We start from the raw sequence: 22,677 nt of genomic DNA, 5'->3' as shown, positions 1-22,677 counted from the left end.
GGTACGCACGGCGGATTCAGGTGGCTAGCGCAACACCTGTGATGTCCTCGAAGAGTACCTCTCGGGGTTTGTTCCATCCGAGGACTTTCCGGGGGCGGCGGTTGAGGAGGCGTTCCATCTCGTACAAGTCTTCGTCGCTGACCGTGTTGAAGTCGGTGCCCTTCGGATAGAAGTCTCGGATCAGTCCGTTGGTGTTCTCGTTGGTGGGTCGCTGCCAGGGCGAGTGGGGGTCGCAGAAGAACACTTTGCAGTCGGTTGCCACGGTGAATTGAGCGTGTTCAGACATCTCCGGACCCTGATCCCAAGTGAGCGTGCTGAACAGGGCGTCGGGTACACGCACTGCCATCTGCTGGAGGACTTCGGCAACGGTTAGCGCCAGCCGGTTGTCGACCAGACGTCCAACAAGGGTGTAGCGCGAGCGGCGTTCGACCAAGCTAATCAGGGCGCTGTTCCGTGAGCCGATAACCAGGTCCCCCTCCCAGTGCCCTGGGATCGCTCGATCGGCAGCCTCGGCGGGGCGATCTGTGAGGCGGGCTCCTTCAAGCCACGGTCTATTGGTCGCGGCCGGCAGCTTCGAGCGTGGCTTGCGTACCGCTCGTCCCGAGCGCAGGGCCTTCTCGACGGTCAGTTCATGCCGCAGCGCCCCTCGTCCTTGCACGTAGAGGGCCTGGTAGATCGTTTCGTGCGACACATGCATCTCCGGGTCGTCAGGGAACTCTTTCCGGAGTTCGGCTGAGACCTGCTCCGGCGAGAGTCGGTCGTTCAACCGTTTCACAACTTCATTTCGCAGTTCACCAAAGACTTCGAGCTTCACCACCCTCGGTCTTATGCGATCAGCCACCGCGGCATAGTGCGCCGCTGCCGCGTGATAGTGAGGTTGAGCCTTATAGCTGAGTTGCTGGCGCGTCTTGATCTCACGGGAGACTGTCGATGGCGCGACTCCTAGCTCGGCCGCGATCTTGCGCATCGACAGGGGCGGGCTGCAGGCAAGTCCAGCTTCGATGAAGGAACGGTCCGCGAGCGTGAGTCGCCGATACTTAACCTCGCCGGTCGCTTGACCGGCAGTCATTGGAATCACACCGCCAGTCTTGCCGAAGTGGTACCGAAGTCCAGCGCGATGGGCCCATTTGTGGACCGTCGCCAATCCGACATTCAACGAGGCGGAAACGTCACGGCCAGAGCCGCCCTCTATGAGCGCCGTCAAGACAGCCGAGCGAACCTCCCATGGAAACCGATCTGGCACAGCAAACTCCTCTCCTCGGAGTGTTGCGCTAGCCACCTGAATCCGCCCACCGCGCTGAGACACCTCGGCGAACAGCCGTGCATCGACGCCGACACCACGACGGTTGGACCGCTCATTGATGTCCGAGGCGGCCAGCAGTTCGCGATTCGACAGACCGGCCAGCGACACCACCGCGAGCCTCTGCGCGACCTGATCCTGCAACCGCACGAGATCCAGCGCATTGTCGGGCAGTTCGATGTTCGTCATGGTGTCCACCTCCCTGCCGAGTGTCTGTTTTTTTGTTATCTCCACTCTACTCTGACATGTCTTACATCACAATAGCTATGTTCGTATGTTCTATTCGAGATGGACGACGTGGTCTGCACTTATCGTCTCGAGTAGTCACTCGCGCATTGGCGCGTGTCGCATCGACGTTGCGCTCGACTCCTCAGCCGAACGTCCTAGGCTTGGCCCGTGCCCGTGAGAACAGAACTCCAATGGATGACCGGCAGGGACCCCGATGAAGGGGAGCGCGCAGGCAGCGGACTCGAGGTCTTCTACGACCTGATCTTCGTGGTCCTGTTCGCCGTCGCAGGCGTTCAACTCGCCGAGTTCCTCGCCGAAGGCAAGTTCTTCACCGCGATCGTCGGCTACCTGATCGTCACGTTCGGAGCCATCTGGGCGTGGATCAACTTCGCGTGGTTCGCGTCGGCATTCGACACCGACGACCCGTGGTTCCGCCTGTCGGTCCTGGTCCAGATGATCGGCGTCTCGATCATGGCGACCGGCATCCCCGCCGTCTTCACCTCGATCGACGCCGACCATCACATCGACGTGAAGGTGATCGTCTTCGGCTACATGGTGATGCGGATCGGTTTGATCCCGCAATGGCTGCGGGCCGCACTGCAATCGCCGCCGTATCGGGGGACCTGCCTCACCTACGCGATCGCGAGCATCGTCGCGCAGCTCGGGTGGATCGTCGTCGCCCTCGCGCCGATGGGCCTCGCGCTCACGCTCGTCTCGATCGGGATCTGCGTGTTCGTCGAGTTCCTCGGCCCGTTCATCGCCGAGGTGTTCGTCAAGCGCACCCCGTGGAATCCGTTCCACATCACCGAGCGGTACTCGACGTTGGTGGTCATCACGCTCGGCGAGGGAGTCGTCGGCACCGTCGCGGTCCTGCAGGCGCAGATCGGTCGGACCGGCTGGAGCGCGCAGACTGCCGTGCTCGGTGCGACGGCGCTCGGCGTCACTTTCGCCATGTGGTGGCTGTACACGATCATGCCCAACGGTGACGCCCTCGACGAGAATCGAGACCGCTGCTTCGTGTGGGGATACGGCATGGTCCCGGTCTTCATGGGCTGCGCGGCCGTCGGCGCGGGTATGCACGTGATCGCCCTCTGGATCGAAGGCGAAGCGCACATCTCCGAGATGAGTGTGCTGCTCACGTCGGCGATCCCGCTGCTGATCTTCACTCTCGGGGCCATCGCCCTGCACTTCTATCTCGCGGGTCCGACGCGTCTGGCGATGTGGATGACCCTGGCCGCGGTCGCGCCGGTCGTCGCGGCCGTCGCCCTCGTGGCGGCGGGCGGACCGCTGCTCGTCGGAGTCGTCGTCGGCGCGCTCGCGCCGGTGCTGGCAACCCTCGTCATCGAGCTCAACGGCAGCGTCGACGCGGCAGGTTGACCGGCAGTTCCTCCCGGGGGAGCGGTTCGGCCGGACGTGTCAGGTCATCTGACACATCCGCTCGACATGTTAAGTCTTGCCGAAATACTTAACACGTCAGTCGGTATGAGTCGGACGAGTTGACGCGTGGCATAGACCCGGAGTCTCCTTCGGCGATCTGCCCGCTCCGCGGGCACGGGCTGTTGCACAAATGAACCGATGTCGCCGTCATGCTGGTTGAGCGGTTGCGAAGCGTTAGCGGAAGGGCCTCCGCTAACGCTCCGGCCCAGCTCAACCACCATGATGTCAATTTGAAACAACCCGGGCATGCCCTACTGTTGTCACCGTGCGCGCATTGGTGATCGGCTCGGGCGGCCGCGAACACGCCCTCCTCCTCGGACTCGACCGCGACCCGTCGGTGACGGAACTCCACGCCGCTCCCGGCAACGCTGGAACGGCGGCGATCGCGACCAACCACGCGGTGGACGCGAACTCCGGCGACGCGGTGGTCGCACTGGCACGAGAGGTCGGAGCCGACCTCGTCGTCATCGGTCCCGAGGTCCCGCTGGTCCACGGTGTGGCCGACGCGCTGCGTGCCGCCGGATTCCCGACATTCGGTCCGAGCGCGGCAGCCGCGCAGATCGAGGGGTCGAAGGCGTTCGCCAAGGACGTCATGGCCGCGGCCGGCGTCGCCACCGCGCGTGCCGAGAGCGTCACCTCCGTCGACGACGTCGACGGCGCGCTCGACCGCTTCGGACCCGTCTGGGTGGTCAAGGACGACGGCCTCGCCGCGGGCAAGGGCGTCGTCGTCACCCCCGACCGGGACGCGGCCCGCGCACACGCCGTCGAGGTGATCACCGCGGGCAACCCGGTGCTGCTCGAAAGCTTCCTCGACGGACCCGAGGTGTCCCTGTTCTGCCTGGTCGACGGCGACACCGTGGTCCCGCTGCTGCCCGCCCAGGACCACAAGCGCGTCGGCGACGACGACGAGGGCCCGAACACCGGCGGCATGGGTGCGTACACGCCGCTGCCGTGGCTGCCGGACGGCATGGTGCAGACCATCGTCGACGACGTGGTCCGCCCGGTCGCGGCCGAACTCGTCAAGCGGGGAACGGCATTCTCCGGGCTGCTGTACGCGGGGCTCGCGATCGGGCCGGACGGCCCGTCGGTCGTCGAATTCAACTGCCGCTTCGGCGATCCCGAGACCCAGGCCGTCCTCGACATGCTGCGGACGCCGCTCGGCGACGTGCTCGAGGCCGTCGCGAACGGCACGCTCGCCGACCTGCCCGCGCTCGAATGGCACGACGGCAGTGCGGTGGTCGTCGTCCTGGCCGCGGAGAACTACCCCGGAACCCCGCGCACCGGCGACCCGATCACCGGGGCGGCCAACGACGGCGTCCTGCACGCGGGCACCAAGGTCGTCGACGGCGCGATCGTCTCATCGGGCGGACGAGTGCTGTCCGTCGTCGGACGCGGTGCGGATCTCGCGGCCGCGCGCGCCCAGGCGTACGAACGGTTGTCCCAGGTCAGCCTGCCGGGATCGCATTTCCGCACCGACATCGGCAAAGCCGCCGAAGAGGGCCGCATCACCCTCTGAGGGTCATTCATTCGGACGACACCGGTGACACGGTGACGGGAAGCCTCCCGATGAACGAGACACGACCGTTCACACACTGGGGAGGCATCATGAATCGACGAGCACTGCGGGCGTCCATCGTCGTCACCGCGGCGGCACTGAGCATGACGGGCTGTGCCGCCGCCGATCAGGCGTCGTCCGTGGCGTCGTCGCGCACCACGACCGCCGCGGACGTGGAGGCCACGTCGCAGACGACGGCGACCGCGGCCACGCACGACCAGACCCAGGTCGTGACGACCGGTGTCACCACGACTCGGCAGACTCCGGGCGTCACCACCACGCAGGCGGCCATGAACGGCAGCGGACACGGCCTGTGCTTCGATCTGAACTCGCGACTCGCGAAAGACTCCATCGAGTCGCTCGGCAACGACTCGAACGGCGGCCAGTGGCGGATCTCGGGCGCCAGCAACAACCCGCTGTCCGGGGGATGCGGGCTGGACTGGCTCAAAGTCGACGGATCCGGATTCAACGACGCGACGTACACCTCGCGGGTGTTGCTGTTCCACGGCGGAGAGTTCGTCGGCACCGTCGAACCGCACGAGTACTCGTACACGTCGATCGCGGGCAGCACTCTCGACTCGGTGACAGTGAAGTACCGCTGGCTGCGGGCGAGCGATCCGTTCTGCTGCCCACAGGGAGGTCCGACGATGGTCACCGCGAGCGTGTCGAACGGAGCCGTCGTTCGACAGGGACAGTTCCCGCCAGCCACGTGACCCGAGCCGTCCCGCCGGTCACCGCGCGAGCGACCGCCCGAGGAACTCGATCTGGTCTGCCATCACCGATCGCCAGAAGCGATTGGTGTGGCCGCCCGGGGTGGTCGCGAACGCGGCGGGCGGGTGCAGGTCGGCCGCCCAGCGGCGCGTGTACGTGTAGAACTGATCCGACGTCCCGATGCTGATCATCAGCGGGATCTTCGCGAAGGCGCGCTGCTGCCCGAAGAGTGAATTGGCCTGGTAGTCGGCGTACGAGTCGAATGCGCGCGGCGGGAACATCGACGGGTCGGCCCACATCGCGGGTGAGCTGACGGCGATCGACGCCACGCGCTGCGGACCGAGGATCGTCGCGAGACGGAGGGCTCCGTACCCGCCCATCGACCAGCCGAACAGCCCGATGCGGTCGATCCGCAGGTTCAGCTCGGGGCTCGCGTCGAGCATCGGCAGGTACTCGTCGAGCATCATCGCGGCGCCGTCCGCGCCGTCCGACCGCAGGTGGTAGTAGTTGCGGCCGACGTCGACCGTCGCCAACGCGAACGGCGGATTGCCCGCGTCGACGTACTTCTGCAGCTCGCCCTGCATGTTCATCGACGGTCGGAACAGCGTCTTCTCATCGGTGTTCAGGGCGTGCGCGACGAGCACCACCGGCAGTTCGCCGGATACCCCGCGTGGGCGGGCCACCGCCCACCGGGTGAGTCGGCCGGCCATCTTGGTCGACACGAACTCGCCGGTCACGACCGGCGGATCGGCGGGGATCTCGCCGGGCGACGTCTCGCGGGGCAACTCGTCGTCGGGGCCGACATGGGCGACGTCGGTCGACTCGATCGGATCGTCGTCGGTGGAGCAGGCGGCGACGCCGATCAGGGCGGCGCCCGCGAACGCGGACAGCAGGCCGCGTCGCGTCAGATCGGAGGTCGGCACGCTCAGCGCGGGCAGGTGCAGCGCTGCTCGGGCGCTACCTGCGACATGACCTCGTCGACGTGCGAACCGCAGCCGTCCCACGTGATCTTGCCGCAACGGTTACAGGTGACGGGAAAACACATGCGACCAGTCTACGGCCTGCGCTTTCGTCGGCGCGCGGCGTCGGAAGTAGACTGCTCCACGTGGGTAAACCTGCCATCAGCAACGTCCTCGCCAATCGCTACGCCTCTGCCGACCTCGCGCAGATCTGGTCGCCGCAGCACAAGATCGCCCTCGAGCGTCGACTGTGGATCGCCGTGATGAAGGCGCAGCGCGATCTGGGGATCGACGTCCCCGCCGCCGCGATCGCCGACTACGAGCGCGTCGTCGACCAGATCGACCTCGAGTCGATCGCCGACCGCGAGCGGGTGACCCGGCACGACGTGAAGGCGCGCATCGAGGAGTTCAACGACCTCGCGGGCCACGAACACATCCACAAGGGCATGACGAGCCGTGATCTCACGGAGAACGTCGAACAGCTCCAGGTGCTCCTGTCGCTGCAGCACGTGCGCGCGAACGGTGTCGCCGTACTGGCCCGCATCACCGAGCGCGCCGCCCAGTACGCGACGGTCGTGATGGCCGGCCGCAGCCACAACGTGGCCGCACAGTCGACGACGCTCGGCAAGCGTTTCGCGTCGGCCGCCGACGAACTGATGATCGCGTTGACCCGCGTCGACGAACTGATCGCCCGCTACCCGCTCCGGGGCATCAAGGGCCCGATGGGCACCAGCCAGGACATGCTCGACCTGCTCGACGGCGACGCGACCAAACTCGACCAGCTCGAGGCCAAGGTGGCCGCGCACCTCGGTTTCTCCAACGCGTTGACCTCGGTCGGCCAGGTGTATCCGCGCTCGCTCGACTTCGACGTCGTGTCGTCGCTGGTCCAGATCGCGGCGGGACCGTCGTCGTTGGCGACCACGATCCGGCTGATGGCGGGCCACGAACTCGTCACCGAGGGTTTCCAGCCCGGCCAGGTCGGCAGCTCGGCAATGCCCCACAAGATGAACACCCGCAGCTGCGAGCGCGTCAACGGTCTCGCCGTCATTCTCCGCGGCTACGCGTCGATGACCGGCGAACTCGCCGGAGCCCAGTGGAACGAGGGCGACGTGTTCTGTTCCGTCGTCCGCCGCGTGGCACTGCCCGACGCGTTCTTCGCGATCGACGGCCTCATGGAGACGTTCCTGACGGTGCTCGCCGAGTTCGGCGCGTACCCGGCCGTCATCGCCAACGAGCTCGACCGCTACCTGCCGTTCCTCGCGACCACCAAGGTGCTGATGGCGTCCGTCCGCGCCGGTGTCGGCCGGGAGACCGCGCACGAGGCGATCAAGGAGAACGCCGTCGCCGTCGCACTCGCTATGCGGGAGGAGGGGCGCGAGCCCGACCTGCTCGACCGCCTCGCCGCCGACGACCGGATCCCGCTCGACCGCGCTCAGCTCGACGAGTTGATCGCCGACAAGGCCGCGTTCACCGGTGCCGCGGACGCGCAGGTCGCGGCCGTCGTAGCCGCAGCGCAGACGTGGTTCGACGCCTACCCGGACGCCGTCGCCTACGCTCCAGCGCCGATCCTCTAAGCCCCCTACCGCAAAGGCTCCCCAGCACATGCGTCCCGCACTCTCCGACTACCGACACGTCGCCTCCGGCAAGGTCCGCGACATCTACGAGATCGACGAGCAGACGTTGCTGTTGGTCACGTCCGACCGCATCTCGGCGTACGACTTCATCCTGTCGACGCCGATCCCGGACAAGGGACGGATCCTGACGGCGGCGAGCTTCTTCTGGTTCGACGTGCTCGGCGTGCCCAACCATCTCGCGGGCGGTCCGATGGACGAGCGGATCCCGGCCGAGCTCGTCGGCCGATCGATGGTGGTTCGGAAGCTGCCGATGGTGCCCGTCGAGTGTGTGGCGCGCGGATACCTCACCGGGTCGGGTCTGATCGACTACCGCGCGACCGGATTGGTGTGCGGCGTCGACCTGCCGGAGGGCCTCGGTGAGTCGGACAAGCTGCCGGAGCCGATCTTCACCCCCGCCACGAAGGCCGATCTGGGCGACCATGACGAGAACGTGTCGATCGACCAGGTCGCCGAGACCGTCGGACGTGAACTCGCCGAACGACTGCGCGACGCGACGCTCGACATCTACGGCCGCGGAGCCGATCTGGCGGCCGAACGCGGAATCATCCTGGCCGACACCAAGTTCGAGTTCGGACAGGCCGAGGACGGTTCGCTGATCCTCGCCGACGAGGTCCTCACACCCGACTCGTCGCGCTACTGGGACGCCGAGCTGTACACCCCCGGCCGGGTGCAGCCGAGCTTCGACAAGCAGATCGTCCGCAACTGGCTCACCGGGCCCGACTCCGGGTGGGACAAGAACTCGGGCGCCGAGCCTCCCGCCCTGCCCGCCGACGTCGCCGAGCGGACCCGCGCCCGCTACATCGAGGCGTACGAGCGCATCTCGCAGCTGTCGTTCGCCGACTGGCCGGCCCCCTCGACTGCGCTCGGGGATCGATGAGCGACGTTCGGCGGTCGATGAGCGAGGTGCGGCCGCCCGTCGCCAAGCGCGTTCACAGCGAACGCGTCCACCACGGGGACGTCTTCGTCGACGAGTACGCGTGGCTCGGGGAGAAGGAGGATCCCGAGGTCACCGCGTACCTGGAGGCGCAGAACGCGTTCGCCGACGCGCAGACCGCCGATCTCGCCGATCTGCGGTCGGCGATCTTCGGTGAGATCAAGGCGCGCACCCGCGAGACCGACATGGGTGTTCCCGTGCGCAGCGAGGGCTACTGGTACTACGTGCGGACCACGCAGGGCCACGCGTATCCGCGGTACTGCCGGTGCCCGATCGCGAGCGACGACGACTGGACGCCGCCGCAGGTGTCGCTCGACGAGACCCTGCCCGGCGAGCAGGTGTACTTCGACATGGAGGCGGAGGCTCAGGGGCACGACTTCTACAACGCGGTCGTCTCGATGAGCCACGACGGTCGTCGCATCGCCTACGGCGTCGACCTGGAGGGCGACGAGCGTTACACGCTGCGTATCCGCGACCTCGACACCGGCGATGATCTGCCCGGCGAGATCGTCGACACCGCGGGCAGCGCCGTGTGGTCGATCGACGGCCGCTTCGTGTTCTACCTGACCGTCGACGACGCGTGGCGCCCCGACAAGGTGTGGCGTCACGAGGTCGGCGCGGGCGTCGACGACGTTCTCGTCTTCCACGAGCCGGACGAGCACTTCTGGGTGGGCGTCGGCGGCACCGCCAGCGACCGCTACCTGGTGATCAGTTCCGAGTCGAAGGTGACGACCGAGTCGTTCATCCTGTCTGCCGACGACCCGACCGGCGAGTTCGTCAGCATCGCCGGACGCACTCCCGGCATCGAGTACGGCGTCGAGCACGCGATCATCGGCGGCGACGACTACTTCGTCATCGTCCACAACGGTGACGACGGGCAGGGCGGAAAGGCCGTCGAGTACGCGGTCGACATCGCGCCCGTCGACGACATCGCCGCCCGTCGACCCCTGATTCCGCACGACCCGACCCGCCGCATCGAAGAGGTCGACTGCTTCCGCGACTACCTCGTGCTGTCGTACCGGTCGCAGGCCGTGCCGCGGGTCGCCGTCGCCGATCTTCGCGGGATAGACGGCGTCCCGACGGTCGACGACTTCCACGAGATCACGTTCGACCAGGAACTGTCGTCGCCCGCCCTGGGGTCGAACCCGGAGTGGTGCACGCCCCGACTGCGCCTGGTGTACACGAGTTTCGTCGACCCGACCGAGGCCGTCGAACTCGACGTCGCCACCGGGGAACGCACCCTGCTGCGTCGTCAGACGGTGCTCGGCGACTACGACCCGTCGACCTATGTGGCGACCCGCGACTGGGCCGTCGCCGACGACGGCACCCGCGTCCCGGTGTCGCTCGTGCACCGCCGCGACCTCGCAGACGGGCCCGCCCCGGTGCTTCTCGTCGGGTACGGCGCGTACGAATTGCCGCTCGACCCCGGCTTCTCGATCCCCCGGTTGTCGTTGCTGGACCGCGGGGTGGTCCTCGCGTACGCGCACATCCGAGGCGGCGGCGAACTCGGCCGGAACTGGTATGAGAGCGGCCGTCTGCTGAACAAGCGCAACACGTTCACCGACTACATCGCCGTCGCCCGTCACCTCATCGACTCGGGCCGGACAAGCGCGTCGCAGCTGGTGGCCGACGGCGGTTCGGCGGGCGGACTCCTCATGGGCGCCGTGGTGAACATGGCTCCGGAACTGTTCGGCGGCGTCCTCGCCGGTGTGCCGTTCGTCGACGCGCTCACGTCGATGCTCGATCCGAGCCTGCCGCTGACGGTCACCGAGTGGGACGAGTGGGGCAACCCGTACGACGATCCCGAGGTGTACGAGTACATGAAGTCGTACTCGCCGTACGAGAACGTCGGCCCGCGGGCGTATCCGACGATCCTCGCGTTGGCGTCGTTCAACGACACCCGAGTGTTGTACACCGAGGCGGCCAAGTGGGTCGCCGCCCTGCAGGCCACGACGACGTCGGACGCCCCCATCCTCCTCAAGACGGAGATGTCCGCAGGCCACGGCGGTGTCAGCGGCCGCTACAAGCAGTGGGCCGAGATCGCTTTCGAGCACGCCTGGATACTCCGCGCCTCCGGTGCGGTCTGAGTCCTGACGCAACTTCGGCACTCTCCACCGCGCTATGCGCGGCAGGGAGTGCCGAAGTTTCATCACAGCCGCGGATCGACCGGCTCAGACTCCAAGGCGAGGACGCCGAACACGTTCTGATGGACCTCCCACAGGGGACGTCCGTCGACGAATGCGGCCAACCCGTCCAGACCGAGACCGTGCTCGCGGGTCGCCAGTGAACGCTTCCGCCCGAGTCCGCGCGACCGCAGCACCTCGAGCGAACCGGTGTAGTCCGGGCCGTAGATGATCCGCAGGTACTCCCGACCACGGACCTTCAGTCCCGGCTGCACCCTCGGCGACACGAGATCGGCGGGTTTGACGACCATGCCCTCGTCTCCGGCGCTCGTCAGCTCCGTCCACCACCGCACGGCCTCCTCACGGTCGGATTCCGACGTGAGGTCGACGGTCCGGTGGCGCGTCGGCACGATCAACGGATGATCGAGGCGTCCCAGCTCGGCCATGTGCCACTCGTGCGGCTCCGTCTCCGCGAGCAGTCGGCCCTCGACGGCGAGGATCTGGAACGGCGCGACGCGGATCGTCTGCTCACCCGACTCGCAGTAGGCGGCGTAGGCGTCACGGAACGCCAGCGCGTTGTCGAGGCGCGTCGAGACCCGTCCGGCCAGTTCCGCGACGTCGAGCCCTCGCGCGCCCGCTCGGTCGAGCAGATCCCCGACAGCGGGCAGCGCGGTGGTCGCGGCGGCTCCCACCGACGCGTACTGGGAGGTGATCAAGCCGAGAGCCTTCGCCGACCACGGAAGCACCTCGCAGTCGAGGACCAACCAGTCCGTTTCGAGGGAGTCGAACAACGGCGCGACCGCGGCACGCAGATCGTCGACAAGTGCCGAGGTGTCGTCGAAGAACGACCGTCCGGTCCGCGTGTACACCACGCCGGAGCTGCCGTCGGTGACCCCGAAACGCCGTGCCGCCACGGACGGGCCCCGAGTCATCACCGCGATGGCGCGGGAGCCCATGTGCTTCTCCTCGCACACCACTCGCTGGACACCCCACCCGAGGTAGTCGTCGAACGCCTGGAGCGGATGTTCTAGGAAGCCGTCGGCCGTCGAGGTGGAGGCGGGCGACATGGTCGGCGGCAGGTACACCAGCCACCTGGGGTCGACGGCGAAGCGACTCATCACCTCCAACGCCGCAGCGGCGTTCTCCTGGAGGATCTTGACCTTTCCCACACGTGGACTCTCGACCCAGCGAGTGCCCGAGACGTCGTCGATCCGAAGCACCGCGGGATCCCGCGGAGGCTCCACCGGCGCCAGCGGCCGCGACGGCGGATACCACTCGCGGTCGGCGGGGACCGACACCAGATCCCGCTCGGGGTAGCGCATGGCGGTCAGGGAACCGCCGAAGACCGCGCCGGTGTCGATGCAGATCGTGTTGTTGACCCACTCCGGAGTCGGGGTCGGGGTGTGGCCGTAGACGACGGTGGCCGAGCCGCGGTACTCGTCGGCCCACGGGTAGCGAACCGGAAGGCCGAACTCGTCCGTCTCGCCAGACGTGTCGCCGTACAGCGCAAACGCGCGCACCCGTCGGGACGACCGCCCGTGGTACGCCTCCTTCAGGCCCGCGTGAGCGACGACAAGACGCCCGCCGTCCAGCACGAAGTGGCTGATCAGTCCGTCGAGGAACTCGGCGCACGTCGTGCGGAAGTCGTCGGTCTCGGCGTCGAGTTGAGCAAGGGACTCGGCGAGGCCGTGCGAGACCGTCACCTTCCGGCCTCGAAGCGCACGAGCGAGCTTGTCCTCGTGATTGCCTGCGACGCACAAGGCGACCCCAGCGTCGACCATCGCCATGACAAGTCGCAGGACGCCAGGAGTGTCGGGGCCCCGGTCCACGAGGTCGCCGACGAAAACAGCCGTCCGGCCCTCCGGATGGTGAGCGCCGACGGCGTTGCCGTCGGTGTAGTCGACGACCCAATCGAGCGCGACGAGCAGCGACACGAGCTCGGAGGCGCACCCGTGGACGTCTCCGATCACGTCGAAAGGACCGGTCAGGTCCGATCGGTCGTTCCACGGTCGGTCACGCCGGATGCTCACGTCGTCGATCTCCTCGACCCCGCGCAGGTGGTGGACCCTGCGGAATCCCTCCTTTCGCATCTTGGACAGCGACCGTTTGAGGTCGGCCCTCTGGCGACGGATCACATGAGAGCCGAATTCGCGGTCGGACCGAGCATCGTTGCGGGCCACCGCGACCGACTCCGGAACGTCGAGGACCACCGCGTCGATGAGGACGTCGTGGTCGCGTGCGAGGCGGATCAACGACGCCCGCGACTTCGGCTGGGTGTTGGTCGCGTCGACGACGGTGAGAAGTCCGCGGCGCAGCCGGATGCCGACGAGGTGATGCAGCAGGTCGAATGCGTCGGCCGTCGCGGCCAGATCGTTCTCGTCGTCGGAGACCAGACCCCGGCAGACGTCGCTCGACACGACCTCGGTCGGGAGGAAGTGGCGCGCGGCGAACGTCGACTTGCCGGATCCTGACGTGCCGACGAGCAGCACGAGGCCCGCGATCGGCACACCGATCACGGTCGGGTCGGGAACGTCAGTCACGAGTGAACACCGCCATCTGCGTAGGGGATCCAAGAGCGGGGTCGGTGTCGCCGATCCCGCGGTAGTCGACCCGGTAGCCGTTGTCGGCCGCGACGCGGTCGGCCCACGCCGAGAACTCGGCACGCGTCCACTCGAACCGGTGATCCGGATGGCGGGCGCCGACAAGGTCCTCGTAGCGGACGTTGTATTCGACATTGGGGGTGGTCACGAGGACCGCGCCGGGTCGGGCGACACCGAACACGACACGCTCCAGAGCGTCGAGTCGAGGGAGGTCGAGGTGCTCGATCACTTCCATGAGGACGGCGACGTCGTACCCGGAGAACCTCTCGTCGACGTAGGTCAGCGCGGCCTGGAAGAGGTAGAGGCGCGCGGACTGGCGCTCGGTCATGTTCTCCACGTGCAGGTACTCGGCGGCCCGGGTGAGCTCGCGCGTGGACACGTCGCAGCCCGCCACGCGCGAGACGTCTGTACGCAGCAGCTTCGACAGGAGCCGCCCGGACCCGCAGCCGAGGTCGATCACGGAGGCGGGTCGGAGGCGGTCGATCTCGGCGAGCACCGCGGCGTGCCGCTGCGCGTTGAGCGGCGCCGAGCGCGCGGCGACGGGCAGCTCCTCCGCGGGCTCGTCTGGGGTGTCGTCGAGCTCGGCGAGGCGCGCACGTGCGATGCCGGTGAGTCCGCTGGTACGGGCCAGATACCGGGAGACGATCGTGTCGCGCGCGGGATGGGATGCGAGCCAGTCGCCGCCGGCGTTCAGGAGCTTGTCCACCTCGGTCGAGTCCTGCCAGTAGTGCTTCGACGAGTCGAACGCGGGCAGCAGCACGTAGAGCTGATTCACCGCGTCGGCGAGCCGGACGTCGCCCTTCAACTGCAGGCGGACGTACCTCGAGTCTCCCCAGTCGGGAAACGCCGGGTCGAGAGCGATCGGATCGGCGTCGACCTCCCAGCCGAGGGGAGCGAAGATCCGCTGCGCGAAATCCGGTCCTCCGCGGCAGGGCAGCACAGGGACCGTGACCTCGAGCGGGAGAACCGAGTCGGCGAGGGCTTGCCGTGAATCGCAGCGGCCCGTCCGAGCGGTGCGGAAGACTCGACCGAGCGCGACCGCGAGCAGCGACGTCGCGGCATACGGTCGATCGTTGACGTACTGCGCGAGAGCGAAGTCGGGTGATCGCCGACCACGTGAGCGGGCCAACGCGATGGGGTCGACGTCGAGCATCAAGGCCACCGTGCAGCGATCCTCGTCCGCATCAGGGTAGAAGACCGTCGCCGAGCCGAACGATTCCGAGAACTGTTGAACCCGGTCCGGATGCTTGTGCAAGAGGAACCCGAGATCGGTGGCGGGCCGATGCGTCGTCGAAATGGTCAGGATCACCGGAGGACATTCCCCTGAATAGCGCGGATACGGACACTCATGTCTATCCCGGCCGCAACTCTGGGGCAACAACATATCCGCCGAAACAACTTCGGCACTCCCCACCGCGCATAGCGCGGCGGGGAGTGCCGAAGTTGAAAGGCCAGTGCGATCAGTGCATCGCGACGGGGACCTTCTGCTCGTCCGCGGCGCCCTCGGCCACCAGCTTGCGGCGGGGGAGGAAGAACGCGGGGATCAGCGTCAGCGCGACGAGGACGGTCGCGATGATGAACGTGTCACCGTAGGTGGACGCGGTGTCGGACAGGAATGCTCCGATGCCAGCCTTCGGGTCGGTGTACCCGTGCTCCGCGAGAACCTTGAGGCTCTTGTCCTCGTCGCCGCCCGCCTGCATCATGGCCTGGGACAGCGGGGCGAGCATGGTGGTGAAGATGACGGTGATGACGCCGGTGCCGATCGACGACGAGGTCTGCTGGATGGCGTTCATCAGGGTCGAGCCGTCGGAGATCTCCGGTCCGCGCAGCGTGGCGAGGGCCGACGACATGATCGGCATCATGGTCATGCCCATGCCGAGGCCCTGGACGAACAGTGCGGCGCACAGGAACCAGTACGAGGTGTCGGTGCCGATCGTGATGAACGCGGAGACGCCGATCGCGATCAGGACGAGGCCGGTGAGGACGAACTTGCCGGGACCGATCTTGTCGGTCATCCGGCCCGCGATCGGCATGGTCAGCATGGCGCCGATGCCCTGCGGAGCCAACAGCAGGCCCGCCATGAGGGTCGACTCGCCGCGGACGACGATGAAGTACTGCGGGTACAGCAGCGATGCGCCGAAGAAGGCCATCGCGAACAGCGACATCGTGATGACCGAGATGCGCAGCGTCCGGTTGCGGAACAGGCGCAGGTCGAGCAGCGGGTGCGTGGTGCGGAACGCGTGGCGGACGAACAGGCCGATCAGGATGGCGCCGATGATCATCGGAATGTAGACACGCGGCGCGTTGAAGGTGCGCTCCTCGGCGCTCGACGAGACGCCGAACAGGAACAGCGCGAGGCCGGGAGACAGCATGAGCAGGCCGGGGACGTCGATCTTGCGGCCGGGTTCCTGGTCGCCGGCGGGCAGCGCGAACCATGCGTAGACGAGGGCGATCACGCCGATCGGGACGTTGATCAGGAACACCCAGTGCCAGCTGGCGATCTCGATGAGCCAGCCGCCGAGGATCGGGCCCATGATCGGGCCGAGGAGCATCGGGATGCCGAGCACTGCCATGACCGAGCCGACTCGTTCGGGGCCCGCGGCGCGGGTCATGATCATCATGCCGATGGGCATGAGCAGGCCTCCGCCGAAGCCCTGGATCACGCGGAACGCGACGAGCGAGCCGATGTTCCAGGCCAGTGCGCACAGCACCGATCCGATGAGGAACAGGATCAGGGACGCCATGTAGACGCGTTTGGTGCCGAAGCGTGACGCGGCCCAGCTGGCCGTCGGGATGACGGCCGCGAGGGCCAGCGTGTAGCCGGTCATGGACCATGCGGCGCCTGCCGACGTGGTGCCGAACTCGGTGATGAAGGTGGGCTGGGCGACGGACACGACGGTCACGTCGAGGATCGACATGATCGCGCCGAGCACGATGACGCCCGCGACGACGAAGACGTCGCGGCCGAGCTTGTCCGGCGCGGCCGCCGAAGCTGGTGAGGTCATGAGGTCACTTTCTCTGGTGAGAGATGAATCAGTACGTCGGACAGGGCGTCGCGGAAGCGGGCCCGGACATCGGCGGGCAGGGATGTGACCACACCGTTGAGGTCGTCGTCCTTGATCGCGAAATGCTTGTCGAGCAGGTCGGTGCCCTTTTCGGTCAAGGAGAGTCGCTTGACGCGGCGATCGGCCGAGTCTTCGCGACGGTCGACCAGGTCGATGCCGACCAGACGGTCCACACCTCGTCCGGCGGCCGCGAGCGAGAGGCCCACGGCGTCGGCGAGGCAGTTCACCGAGATCGCGTCGCATTTCTGGCGGAGGACGAGCAGCATGCGCACCTGGGAGAGTGTGAGCTCCGTGGTGGCGAGCGAGTCGACCGTGCGCTTTCCGTGCAACTCGGCGAGGTATTCGAGGAACGACCGCAGCGCGTCGCGCGTGCTGCGGACGGATTCGTCGGCGGAGTCGATTGATGGCACCAAATTAAGTTACGTCCACGCAACTATTGCTGCAACACAATTAGTGGTGAGGTTCCTCACCGGGCCGTAGGCTGAGCGACATGAGTCACTCCGTGAAATCCGTGCCCGTCAACGCCCTCGATGGATCCGCGCTCGACCTCGCGTCGTTCGACGGTCCGCTGCTCGTCGTGAACGTCGCCTCCAAGTGCGGCCTCACCCCGCAGTACGGCGGTCTGGAGAAACTGCAGGAGACGTACGGTCCGCGCGGACTGACGGTCGTCGGCATGCCGTGCAACCAGTTCATGGGGCAGGAGCCGGGCACCGCGGACGAGATCGCCACCTTCTGCTCCACGACGTACGGCGTCAGCTTCCCGCTGCTGGAGAAGGCGGACGTGAACGGCGACGACCGCCATCCGCTGTACGACGTCCTCACGCAGGCGACCGACGCGGACGGCGAGGCCGGCGACATCCAGTGGAACTTCGAGAAGTTCCTCGTCTCGTCCGAGGGCGACGTGATCAATCGTTTCCGTCCCCGCACGGAGCCGGACGCTCCGGAGGTCATCGCCGCGATCGAAGCCGCACTGTAGGCCGGGTACGATACCTCTGTAGGACTCACCCCCGCCAGAAGGAGCGATGCCGCGATGGCACGTGTAGTTGTCGATGTCATGCCCAAGGCCGAGATCCTGGACCCGCAGGGGCAGGCGATCGTCGGAGCCCTGGGCCGTCTCGGATTCTCCGGAGTCGCCGACGTCCGACAGGGCAAGCGCTTCGAACTCGAGGTCGACGGCACCGTCGACGACGCCGCGCTCGGGCGTATCGCCGAAGAACTCCTGACCAACACGGTCATCGAGAACTTCACCGTCTCGCGCGTGGCGGAGTGAGCATGTCTGCTCGCATCGGAGTCATCACCTTCCCCGGAACCCTCGACGACGTCGACGCCGCCCGCGCGGTGACCCGAGCGGGCGGCGAAGCGGTCTCCCTGTGGCACGGCGACGCCGACCTCAAGGGCGTCGACGCCATCGTGGTCCCCGGCGGCTTCTCGTACGGCGACTACCTGCGTGCGGGCGCCATCGCGAAGTTCGCGCCGGTGATGGGCGAGGTCGTCAAGGCGGCGGAGGGCGGCATGCCCGTGCTCGGCATCTGCAACGGCTTCCAGATCATCTGCGAGGCGGGCCTGCTTCCGGGCGCGCTGATCCGCAACGAGGGTCTGCACTTCATCTGCCGCGACGAGTGGCTGCGCGTCGAGTCGAACACGACCGCGTGGACCAGCCGCTACGAGGTGGGCGCCGAGATCCTGATCCCGCTCAAGTCGGGTGAAGGACGCTACGTGGCGTCCGACGAGACCCTCGAAGAACTCAAGGGTGAGGGCCGCATCGCGTTCACGTACGCGGGCGGCAACCCGAACGGTTCGCAGCTCGACATCGCGGGCATCTCCAGCGCGAACGGCCGCGTCGTCGGCCTGATGCCGCATCCGGAGCACGCGACCGAAGCGCTGACCGGCCCGTCCGACGACGGTCTCGGCCTGTTCTACTCGGCGCTGGACTCGGTGCTGTCGGCCGTCTGATGACGGTGAACACGTCTGCGACGGCGGCGGGGCTCGGTGACTTCATCGACGCCTCGCCGTCGCCGTTTCACGTCTGCGCGACGGTCGCCGCCGAGCTCGACACCGCGGGCTACACGCGAGTGTTCGAGGATCGGCCCTGGTCGACGACCATCCGCGGCTATGTGATCCGCGGCGGATCGATCATCGCGTGGGACGCGTCGGTGATGGAGACCATGCTCGAGCGCGCTCCGCAGCCGTTCCGAATCGTCGGCGGGCACACCGACAGTCCCAACCTGCGTGTGAAGCAGAATCCCGACCGTTCCGCAGCCGGGCTCTCGACGGTGGCGTTGGAACCGTACGGCGGCGCGTGGCTCAACTCATGGCTCGACCGCGACCTCGGGCTCTCCGGGCGCCTCGCGTACGACGACGGCGGCCGTGTGGTGCACACGTTGGTCCGCATCGACGAGCCCGTGCTGCGTGTGCCGCAGCTCGCGATCCACCTGTCCGACGACCGCAAGGGTGTTCATCTCGACCCGCAGCGGCACGTCGACGGGATCCGCGGCGTGGGGGAGACGCGGCCGTTGCTGTCGTTCGTCGCCGACCGGGCGGGCGTCGACCCCGGCGCCGTCCTCGGCTGGGAGCTGATGACGCACGACGTCACGCCCTCGCGCATCATCGGATCGGCGGGCGACCTGCTCAGCGCGCCGCGCCTGGACAACCAGGGGACCTGCTACGCCGGTCTCCGGGCGTTGTTGGACGTCCCTCGACTGCGCTCGGGAAGCGAGGACCTTTCGGCTCCTCGAGCGCAGTCGAGAGGGATCGCGATGCTCGCTCTCTTCGACCACGAAGAGGTGGGGTCGGGATCCGAACGCGGAGCGTCGTCCGACTTCCTGGTCACCGTCTGCGAGCGGATCGTCGGCGCGCACGGCGGCGACCGTGACGAGTTCCTGCGGATCATGGCGTCGAGCATCTGTGCATCGGGCGACATGGCCCACGCCACCCATCCGAACTATTCGGAACGACACGAGCCGAGTCACCACATCGCGGTGAACGGTGGTCCGGTGCTGAAGGTGAATCAGAACCTGCGGTACGCGTCGGACGCGATCGGTGAGGCCGAGTTCGCGCTGGCGTGCCGCGACGCCGGTGTCCCGTTGCAGCGGTACATCCATCGAGCCGACCTGCCGTGCGGTTCGACGATCGGTCCGCTGACCGCGACCCGGACCGGTCTGCTGACCGTCGATGTGGGCGCGCCGCAGCTCGCCATGCACAGCTGTCGTGAGCTCATGGGCGTCGACGATGTCGCCATGTACTCGGCCGCGCTGGCCGCGTTCCTGCGCTGACACCTAGCTCCGAGCCCTGTGACCAGTATGTGGTCACAGGGCTCGGAGCTGTTGTGTGCGGAACGGGCCGGCTTGTCGAACTCGCGGATTGACTCAGCCGTTGCGCCGCGCGTCGTGCGCTTCCTGTGACTCGTGAACCTCGGAGATATGCCCTTCGACGAGGTCGATCAGGTCCGACAACCGCTCGGCCGCCGCGGAGCCGAGCTCCGTCAGCGAGTACTCGACGCGGGGCGGGATCGCCTGCAGCACTTCCCGATTGACGAATCCGTCGCGTTCGAGCGCCTGCAGGGTCTGCGACAACATGCGTTCACTGACCCCGTCGACGCGGCGGCGCAGGGCGCTGAATCGGAGGTCGCCGTCGCGCAGTGCCACAAGGGCGAGCAGCCCCCAGCGGCTCGTCGCGTTCTGAAGGACGGCGCGGGACGAACAGTTGCGTGAGAACACGTCGGCCTCCAGCGTCGGGTCGACGTCGGAGGGGATCGGGTTCTCGGTCATGCCTCACATTCTAGCCCCACGTGAGTGCTGGTGCTGACTTGTGATGTTGCACTGCATGATAAGTAAGTGCATGATCGTGAGGTAGCGATCAGTCGATCGCCGGATGAGAACTCTCGAAGGGGCAACCATGACGACGTACGCAGTGACCGGAGCAACTGGTGGACTCGGTGGGGCGGCAGTGGCCGCGCTCATCCGACGAGGCGTGGCGGCCTCCGACATCGTCGCGATCGTGCGGGACACCACGAAGGCGGGATCGCTCGCCGAAGCGGGTGTCGTCGTGCGCACCGGAGACTACGAGAAGCCGGACACCCTCACGGGTGCACTCGCGGGCGTAGACAAACTGCTGTTCGTGTCCGGATCCGAGGTGGGGCGCCGTACCGCACAGCACACGAACGTGATCGAGGCCGCGAAGGCCGCCGGTGTCGGTCTGGTCGCCTACACCAGCCTCCTGGGTGCGCCGACCTCGCCGCTGATGCTCGCGGCCGAGCACCGGGAGACCGAGAAGCTGCTCACTGAGAGCGGCCTCGACGTGATCCTGCTCCGCAACGGCTGGTACTCGGAGAACTACGCGGGGTCGGCCCCGGCGGCTATCGACGGCGGCGTCTTCTACGGATCGGCGGGTACCGCGACGGTCGCACCCGCGGCCCGCGACGACTACGCCGACGCCGCGGCCGTCGCACTGATCGGTTCGCCCGCAGGCGCGGTGTACGAACTCGTCGGGTCCGAGCACCTGACGTACGACGACATCGCGGCTACGTTCGCCGAGGTGTCCGGCAAGGACGTCGTCTACCAGGACCTCCCCGTCGCCGACTACGCCGCCGCGCTCGTCGGGGCAGGACTCCCGGAGGTCGCGGCTCAGGTCATCTCCGACTCCGACGCGGGTGCCGCGGACGGTGCGCTCGACTCGTCGTCGACCGATCTCGCCGACCTTCGCGGAACCGCCGGGACACCGTTCGCACAGGTCATCGGCGCCGCACTCATCTAGCTAGCGTCCCGAACCTGAAGTTCGTTGAATACCTATTCAACGGATCAACAGTTCAGGACACCAGCGTGCAGAGCGCCCGCCGGTCAGGGGGCCAGGACGGAGAGGGTCGAGCCCTGGAGCAGCGCGATGCGCCCGTCGACGTCCGACGCATCGCCGTTGATCGGGTACGTCCACACCTGCGCTCCGGTCGACGCGCGGTACGCGGTCAGTTGGCTGCGATCGGTGAAGACGACGACATCGTCGGACGCACCGACGCACGCCAGCTTGTCGATGTCGGCGCTCGGGTCGTCGAGCGCGGGCGGCGGCAGCTGCCCGACGATGTCACCGGACGCGAGCGTCGCGAACACGCGGGAGCGGTCCTTGCGGGCGAAACTGACGAGTGGACCGCACGGGCGGGCGTGGACTTTCGACAGGTCGGGGTCGTCCACCTGCCAGCGGGCGTGGCCGGTCGCCGGGTCGACGACCTGGTATCGGCCGTGACTCTCCAACGACTGGTCGCCGCCTGCCGTGAGCACGGGTAGGGTCGACGGACCGTCGACGATCACCTGGCTGCGGGCGGTGTGCACCGAGTCCGCAGACACCCGCCCGTCGACCACCGGATGGAAGTCGACGGACGCGTTCGAGAACGGTGTGTGCGAGACGAGCACCCCGGTCGAGAACGCCTCGACGGTGCACGATGCGCAGGTCACGATGTCGTCGCCGGTGATCGGATCGAGGACGAACGCCGCGCCGTCGGCGGTCTCGACGACGAGCACACCGTCCGAGTATCGGGGCGTCGCGGCGGCGGCGAACGTCCGACTCCACTTCACATGACCGTCGACGGACCGCCTGGACACCTGGTACCGGGTGCTGTTGACGTGCACGAAGTCCGAGCCGACGCCCACGAGGGCCGACGTGTCCGACCCGTCGGCTCGTCGGTCCAGCGCGCCGGACCTCGACACCAGGTAGAAGCCGTTGTCCGGCCCGTCGGTGCGGGTGCGCACCGAGCAGCCGACCTGCCCGCGCGAGTCGAACGCGCAGGCGCCGAACCCGACGGTCACCGGCGCGTCCCATCGGAGCGCGCCGGTGTCGGCGTCGACGAGGACGTACTCTCGACGGATTCCGGCGGTGTAGGAGACGAGCCAGTCGCCGCGGTGGGTGTCGGCGATCGTGATGTCGCCGTCACCGGTGAGGCCGGGCAGCGATGCGTCGTCGAGCGTCCATTGAACGGTCGGCGTGGTGTCGTACTCCTCGAGGACGCCGTGCGCGGCGTCGTCGGCGGAGACCGAATGGCCCGGCATCAGCACGATCCCGGCGGTGACGGCGAGTGCGACGGCTCCGACGGCGGCGACGGTCCCCATCCCGAACGGCAGACGCTGCAGGGTGCTCCGGATCGACAT

At 67.5% G+C, this 22,677-nt stretch carries 20 protein-coding genes; 11 read left to right on the top strand and 9 right to left on the bottom strand.

The genetic code is table 11. From position 1 onward, the window contains the following. Positions 1 to 16: 16 nt before the first annotated feature. Positions 17 to 1,489: an IS30 family transposase gene (locus GYB83_RS08490; RefSeq protein WP_371865023.1), complete on the bottom strand. Its 1,473-nt coding sequence runs from the start codon at positions 1,487 to 1,489 to the stop codon at positions 17 to 19. Positions 1,490 to 1,696: 207 nt separating this feature from the next. Between GYB83_RS08490 and GYB83_RS08485 the strand changes: the two genes are divergently transcribed. The 3 genes from GYB83_RS08485 (at position 1,697) to GYB83_RS23575 (ending at position 5,233) form a co-directional block, all read left to right on the top strand. Next, positions 1,697 to 2,905: a low temperature requirement protein A gene (locus GYB83_RS08485; protein WP_228461315.1), complete on the top strand. Its 1,209-nt coding sequence runs from the start codon at positions 1,697 to 1,699 to the stop codon at positions 2,903 to 2,905. 325 nt (positions 2,906 to 3,230) lie between these two features. Then, positions 3,231 to 4,481, top strand: a complete 1,251-nt coding sequence (gene purD / locus GYB83_RS08480) for a phosphoribosylamine--glycine ligase (RefSeq protein WP_161895072.1) — start codon at positions 3,231 to 3,233, stop codon at positions 4,479 to 4,481. Positions 4,482 to 4,570: 89 nt separating this feature from the next. Beyond that, complete coding sequence (locus tag GYB83_RS23575; protein WP_228461313.1) at positions 4,571 to 5,233, top strand: LppP/LprE family lipoprotein; 663 nt, start codon at positions 4,571 to 4,573, stop codon at positions 5,231 to 5,233. A gap of 18 nt (positions 5,234 to 5,251) precedes the next feature. On the opposite strand, the gene GYB83_RS08470 is transcribed toward GYB83_RS23575, so the two are convergent. Then, positions 5,252 to 6,154 (bottom strand): alpha/beta hydrolase-fold protein, encoded by a 903-nt coding sequence (locus GYB83_RS08470; protein WP_161895071.1) that lies wholly within the window; start codon positions 6,152 to 6,154, stop codon positions 5,252 to 5,254. Between the two features lie 2 nt (positions 6,155 to 6,156). Then, positions 6,157 to 6,276, bottom strand: a complete 120-nt coding sequence (locus GYB83_RS24255) for a DUF8730 family Cys-rich protein (protein ID WP_502907666.1) — start codon at positions 6,274 to 6,276, stop codon at positions 6,157 to 6,159. A 60-nt stretch (positions 6,277 to 6,336) separates the two neighbouring features. Between GYB83_RS24255 and purB the strand changes: the two genes are divergently transcribed. Genes purB through GYB83_RS08455 form a run of 3 tightly spaced genes read left to right on the top strand, consistent with a single transcriptional unit; the run spans position 6,337 to position 10,845 of the window. After that, positions 6,337 to 7,764: an adenylosuccinate lyase gene (gene purB, locus GYB83_RS08465; RefSeq protein ID WP_161895070.1), complete on the top strand. Its 1,428-nt coding sequence runs from the start codon at positions 6,337 to 6,339 to the stop codon at positions 7,762 to 7,764. Between the two features lie 28 nt (positions 7,765 to 7,792). Beyond that, complete coding sequence (locus GYB83_RS08460) at positions 7,793 to 8,701, top strand: phosphoribosylaminoimidazolesuccinocarboxamide synthase (protein WP_161895069.1); 909 nt, start codon at positions 7,793 to 7,795, stop codon at positions 8,699 to 8,701. Next, complete coding sequence (locus GYB83_RS08455; protein WP_186349744.1) at positions 8,698 to 10,845, top strand: S9 family peptidase; 2,148 nt, start codon at positions 8,698 to 8,700, stop codon at positions 10,843 to 10,845. The genes GYB83_RS08460 and GYB83_RS08455 overlap by 4 nt, the downstream gene beginning before the upstream one ends. 62 nt (positions 10,846 to 10,907) lie before the next feature. Here the strand turns inward: GYB83_RS08455 and GYB83_RS08450 are convergent, their stop codons facing one another. From GYB83_RS08450 to GYB83_RS08435, 4 genes are all read right to left on the bottom strand, one after another. Beyond that, complete coding sequence (locus GYB83_RS08450; RefSeq protein WP_161895068.1) at positions 10,908 to 13,421, bottom strand: polynucleotide kinase-phosphatase; 2,514 nt, start codon at positions 13,419 to 13,421, stop codon at positions 10,908 to 10,910. Beyond that, the gene (locus tag GYB83_RS08445; RefSeq protein WP_161895067.1) at positions 13,414 to 14,790 is read right to left on the bottom strand and encodes a 3' terminal RNA ribose 2'-O-methyltransferase Hen1; all 1,377 of its coding nucleotides are present in this window, start codon (positions 14,788 to 14,790) and stop codon (positions 13,414 to 13,416) included. Before GYB83_RS08445 ends, GYB83_RS08450 begins: the two co-directional genes overlap by 8 nt. A gap of 151 nt (positions 14,791 to 14,941) precedes the next feature. Further along, positions 14,942 to 16,486 carry a DHA2 family efflux MFS transporter permease subunit gene (locus tag GYB83_RS08440; RefSeq protein WP_161895066.1) on the bottom strand — a complete coding sequence of 515 codons (1,545 nt, stop codon included), beginning with the start codon at positions 16,484 to 16,486 and terminating at the stop codon, positions 14,942 to 14,944. Next, a complete protein-coding gene (locus GYB83_RS08435) occupies positions 16,483 to 16,956 on the bottom strand; it encodes a MarR family winged helix-turn-helix transcriptional regulator (protein ID WP_161895065.1) in 474 nt (157 codons plus the stop codon). The genes GYB83_RS08440 and GYB83_RS08435 overlap by 4 nt, the downstream gene beginning before the upstream one ends. A gap of 80 nt (positions 16,957 to 17,036) precedes the next feature. Here GYB83_RS08435 and GYB83_RS08430 point away from each other — a divergent pair, with 80 nt between their 5' ends. From GYB83_RS08430 to GYB83_RS08415, 4 genes are read left to right on the top strand one after another with little or no spacing between them, the layout of a single operon-like run. Then, positions 17,037 to 17,522 carry a glutathione peroxidase gene (locus GYB83_RS08430; RefSeq protein WP_161895064.1) on the top strand — a complete coding sequence of 162 codons (486 nt, stop codon included), beginning with the start codon at positions 17,037 to 17,039 and terminating at the stop codon, positions 17,520 to 17,522. A 54-nt stretch (positions 17,523 to 17,576) separates the two neighbouring features. Next, positions 17,577 to 17,816: a phosphoribosylformylglycinamidine synthase subunit PurS gene (purS, locus tag GYB83_RS08425; RefSeq protein WP_161895063.1), complete on the top strand. Its 240-nt coding sequence runs from the start codon at positions 17,577 to 17,579 to the stop codon at positions 17,814 to 17,816. Between the two features lie 2 nt (positions 17,817 to 17,818). Beyond that, positions 17,819 to 18,499 carry a phosphoribosylformylglycinamidine synthase subunit PurQ gene (gene purQ, locus GYB83_RS08420; protein ID WP_161895062.1) on the top strand — a complete coding sequence of 227 codons (681 nt, stop codon included), beginning with the start codon at positions 17,819 to 17,821 and terminating at the stop codon, positions 18,497 to 18,499. Further along, the gene (locus GYB83_RS08415; protein WP_161895061.1) at positions 18,499 to 19,818 is read left to right on the top strand and encodes a M18 family aminopeptidase; all 1,320 of its coding nucleotides are present in this window, start codon (positions 18,499 to 18,501) and stop codon (positions 19,816 to 19,818) included. The genes purQ and GYB83_RS08415 overlap by 1 nt, the downstream gene beginning before the upstream one ends. 93 nt (positions 19,819 to 19,911) lie before the next feature. On the opposite strand, the gene GYB83_RS08410 is transcribed toward GYB83_RS08415, so the two are convergent. Beyond that, positions 19,912 to 20,313, bottom strand: coding sequence for a winged helix-turn-helix transcriptional regulator (locus GYB83_RS08410; protein ID WP_161895060.1), 402 nt, complete (start codon positions 20,311 to 20,313; stop codon positions 19,912 to 19,914). A 127-nt stretch (positions 20,314 to 20,440) separates the two neighbouring features. On the opposite strand from GYB83_RS08410, the gene GYB83_RS08405 reads away from it, so the two are divergent. Further along, a complete protein-coding gene (locus GYB83_RS08405; RefSeq protein ID WP_161895059.1) occupies positions 20,441 to 21,298 on the top strand; it encodes an NAD(P)H-binding protein in 858 nt (285 codons plus the stop codon). 83 nt (positions 21,299 to 21,381) lie between these two features. Here the strand turns inward: GYB83_RS08405 and GYB83_RS08400 are convergent, their stop codons facing one another. Next, positions 21,382 to 22,677: an outer membrane protein assembly factor BamB family protein gene (locus GYB83_RS08400; protein ID WP_161895058.1), complete on the bottom strand. Its 1,296-nt coding sequence runs from the start codon at positions 22,675 to 22,677 to the stop codon at positions 21,382 to 21,384.

It is taken from the genome of Gordonia spumicola, assembly GCF_009932475.1.
GTDB lineage: Bacteria > Actinomycetota > Actinomycetes > Mycobacteriales > Mycobacteriaceae > Gordonia > Gordonia spumicola.
This window is presented reverse-complemented; position numbering and strand designations above follow the sequence as displayed.

What these genes read in the sequence shown, in the direction of transcription:
- GYB83_RS08490 (WP_371865023.1), bottom strand. Translation starts at nt 1,489, where the DNA reads ATGACGAACATCGAACTGCCCGACAATGCGCTGGATCTCGTGCGGTTG.
- GYB83_RS23575 (WP_228461313.1), top strand. Translation starts at nt 4,571, where the DNA reads ATGAATCGACGAGCACTGCGGGCGTCCATCGTCGTCACCGCGGCGGCA.
- GYB83_RS24255 (WP_502907666.1), bottom strand. Translation starts at nt 6,276, where the DNA reads ATGTGTTTTCCCGTCACCTGTAACCGTTGCGGCAAGATCACGTGGGAC.
- GYB83_RS08460 (WP_161895069.1), top strand. Translation starts at nt 7,793, where the DNA reads ATGCGTCCCGCACTCTCCGACTACCGACACGTCGCCTCCGGCAAGGTC.
- GYB83_RS08455 (WP_186349744.1), top strand. Translation starts at nt 8,698, where the DNA reads ATGAGCGACGTTCGGCGGTCGATGAGCGAGGTGCGGCCGCCCGTCGCC.
- GYB83_RS08440 (WP_161895066.1), bottom strand. Translation starts at nt 16,486, where the DNA reads ATGACCTCACCAGCTTCGGCGGCCGCGCCGGACAAGCTCGGCCGCGAC.
- GYB83_RS08430 (WP_161895064.1), top strand. Translation starts at nt 17,037, where the DNA reads ATGAGTCACTCCGTGAAATCCGTGCCCGTCAACGCCCTCGATGGATCC.
- purS (WP_161895063.1), top strand. Translation starts at nt 17,577, where the DNA reads ATGGCACGTGTAGTTGTCGATGTCATGCCCAAGGCCGAGATCCTGGAC.
- purQ (WP_161895062.1), top strand. Translation starts at nt 17,819, where the DNA reads ATGTCTGCTCGCATCGGAGTCATCACCTTCCCCGGAACCCTCGACGAC.
- GYB83_RS08415 (WP_161895061.1), top strand. Translation starts at nt 18,499, where the DNA reads ATGACGGTGAACACGTCTGCGACGGCGGCGGGGCTCGGTGACTTCATC.
- GYB83_RS08410 (WP_161895060.1), bottom strand. Translation starts at nt 20,313, where the DNA reads ATGACCGAGAACCCGATCCCCTCCGACGTCGACCCGACGCTGGAGGCC.
- GYB83_RS08405 (WP_161895059.1), top strand. Translation starts at nt 20,441, where the DNA reads ATGACGACGTACGCAGTGACCGGAGCAACTGGTGGACTCGGTGGGGCG.
- GYB83_RS08400 (WP_161895058.1), bottom strand. Translation starts at nt 22,677, where the DNA reads ATGTCGATCCGGAGCACCCTGCAGCGTCTGCCGTTCGGGATGGGGACC.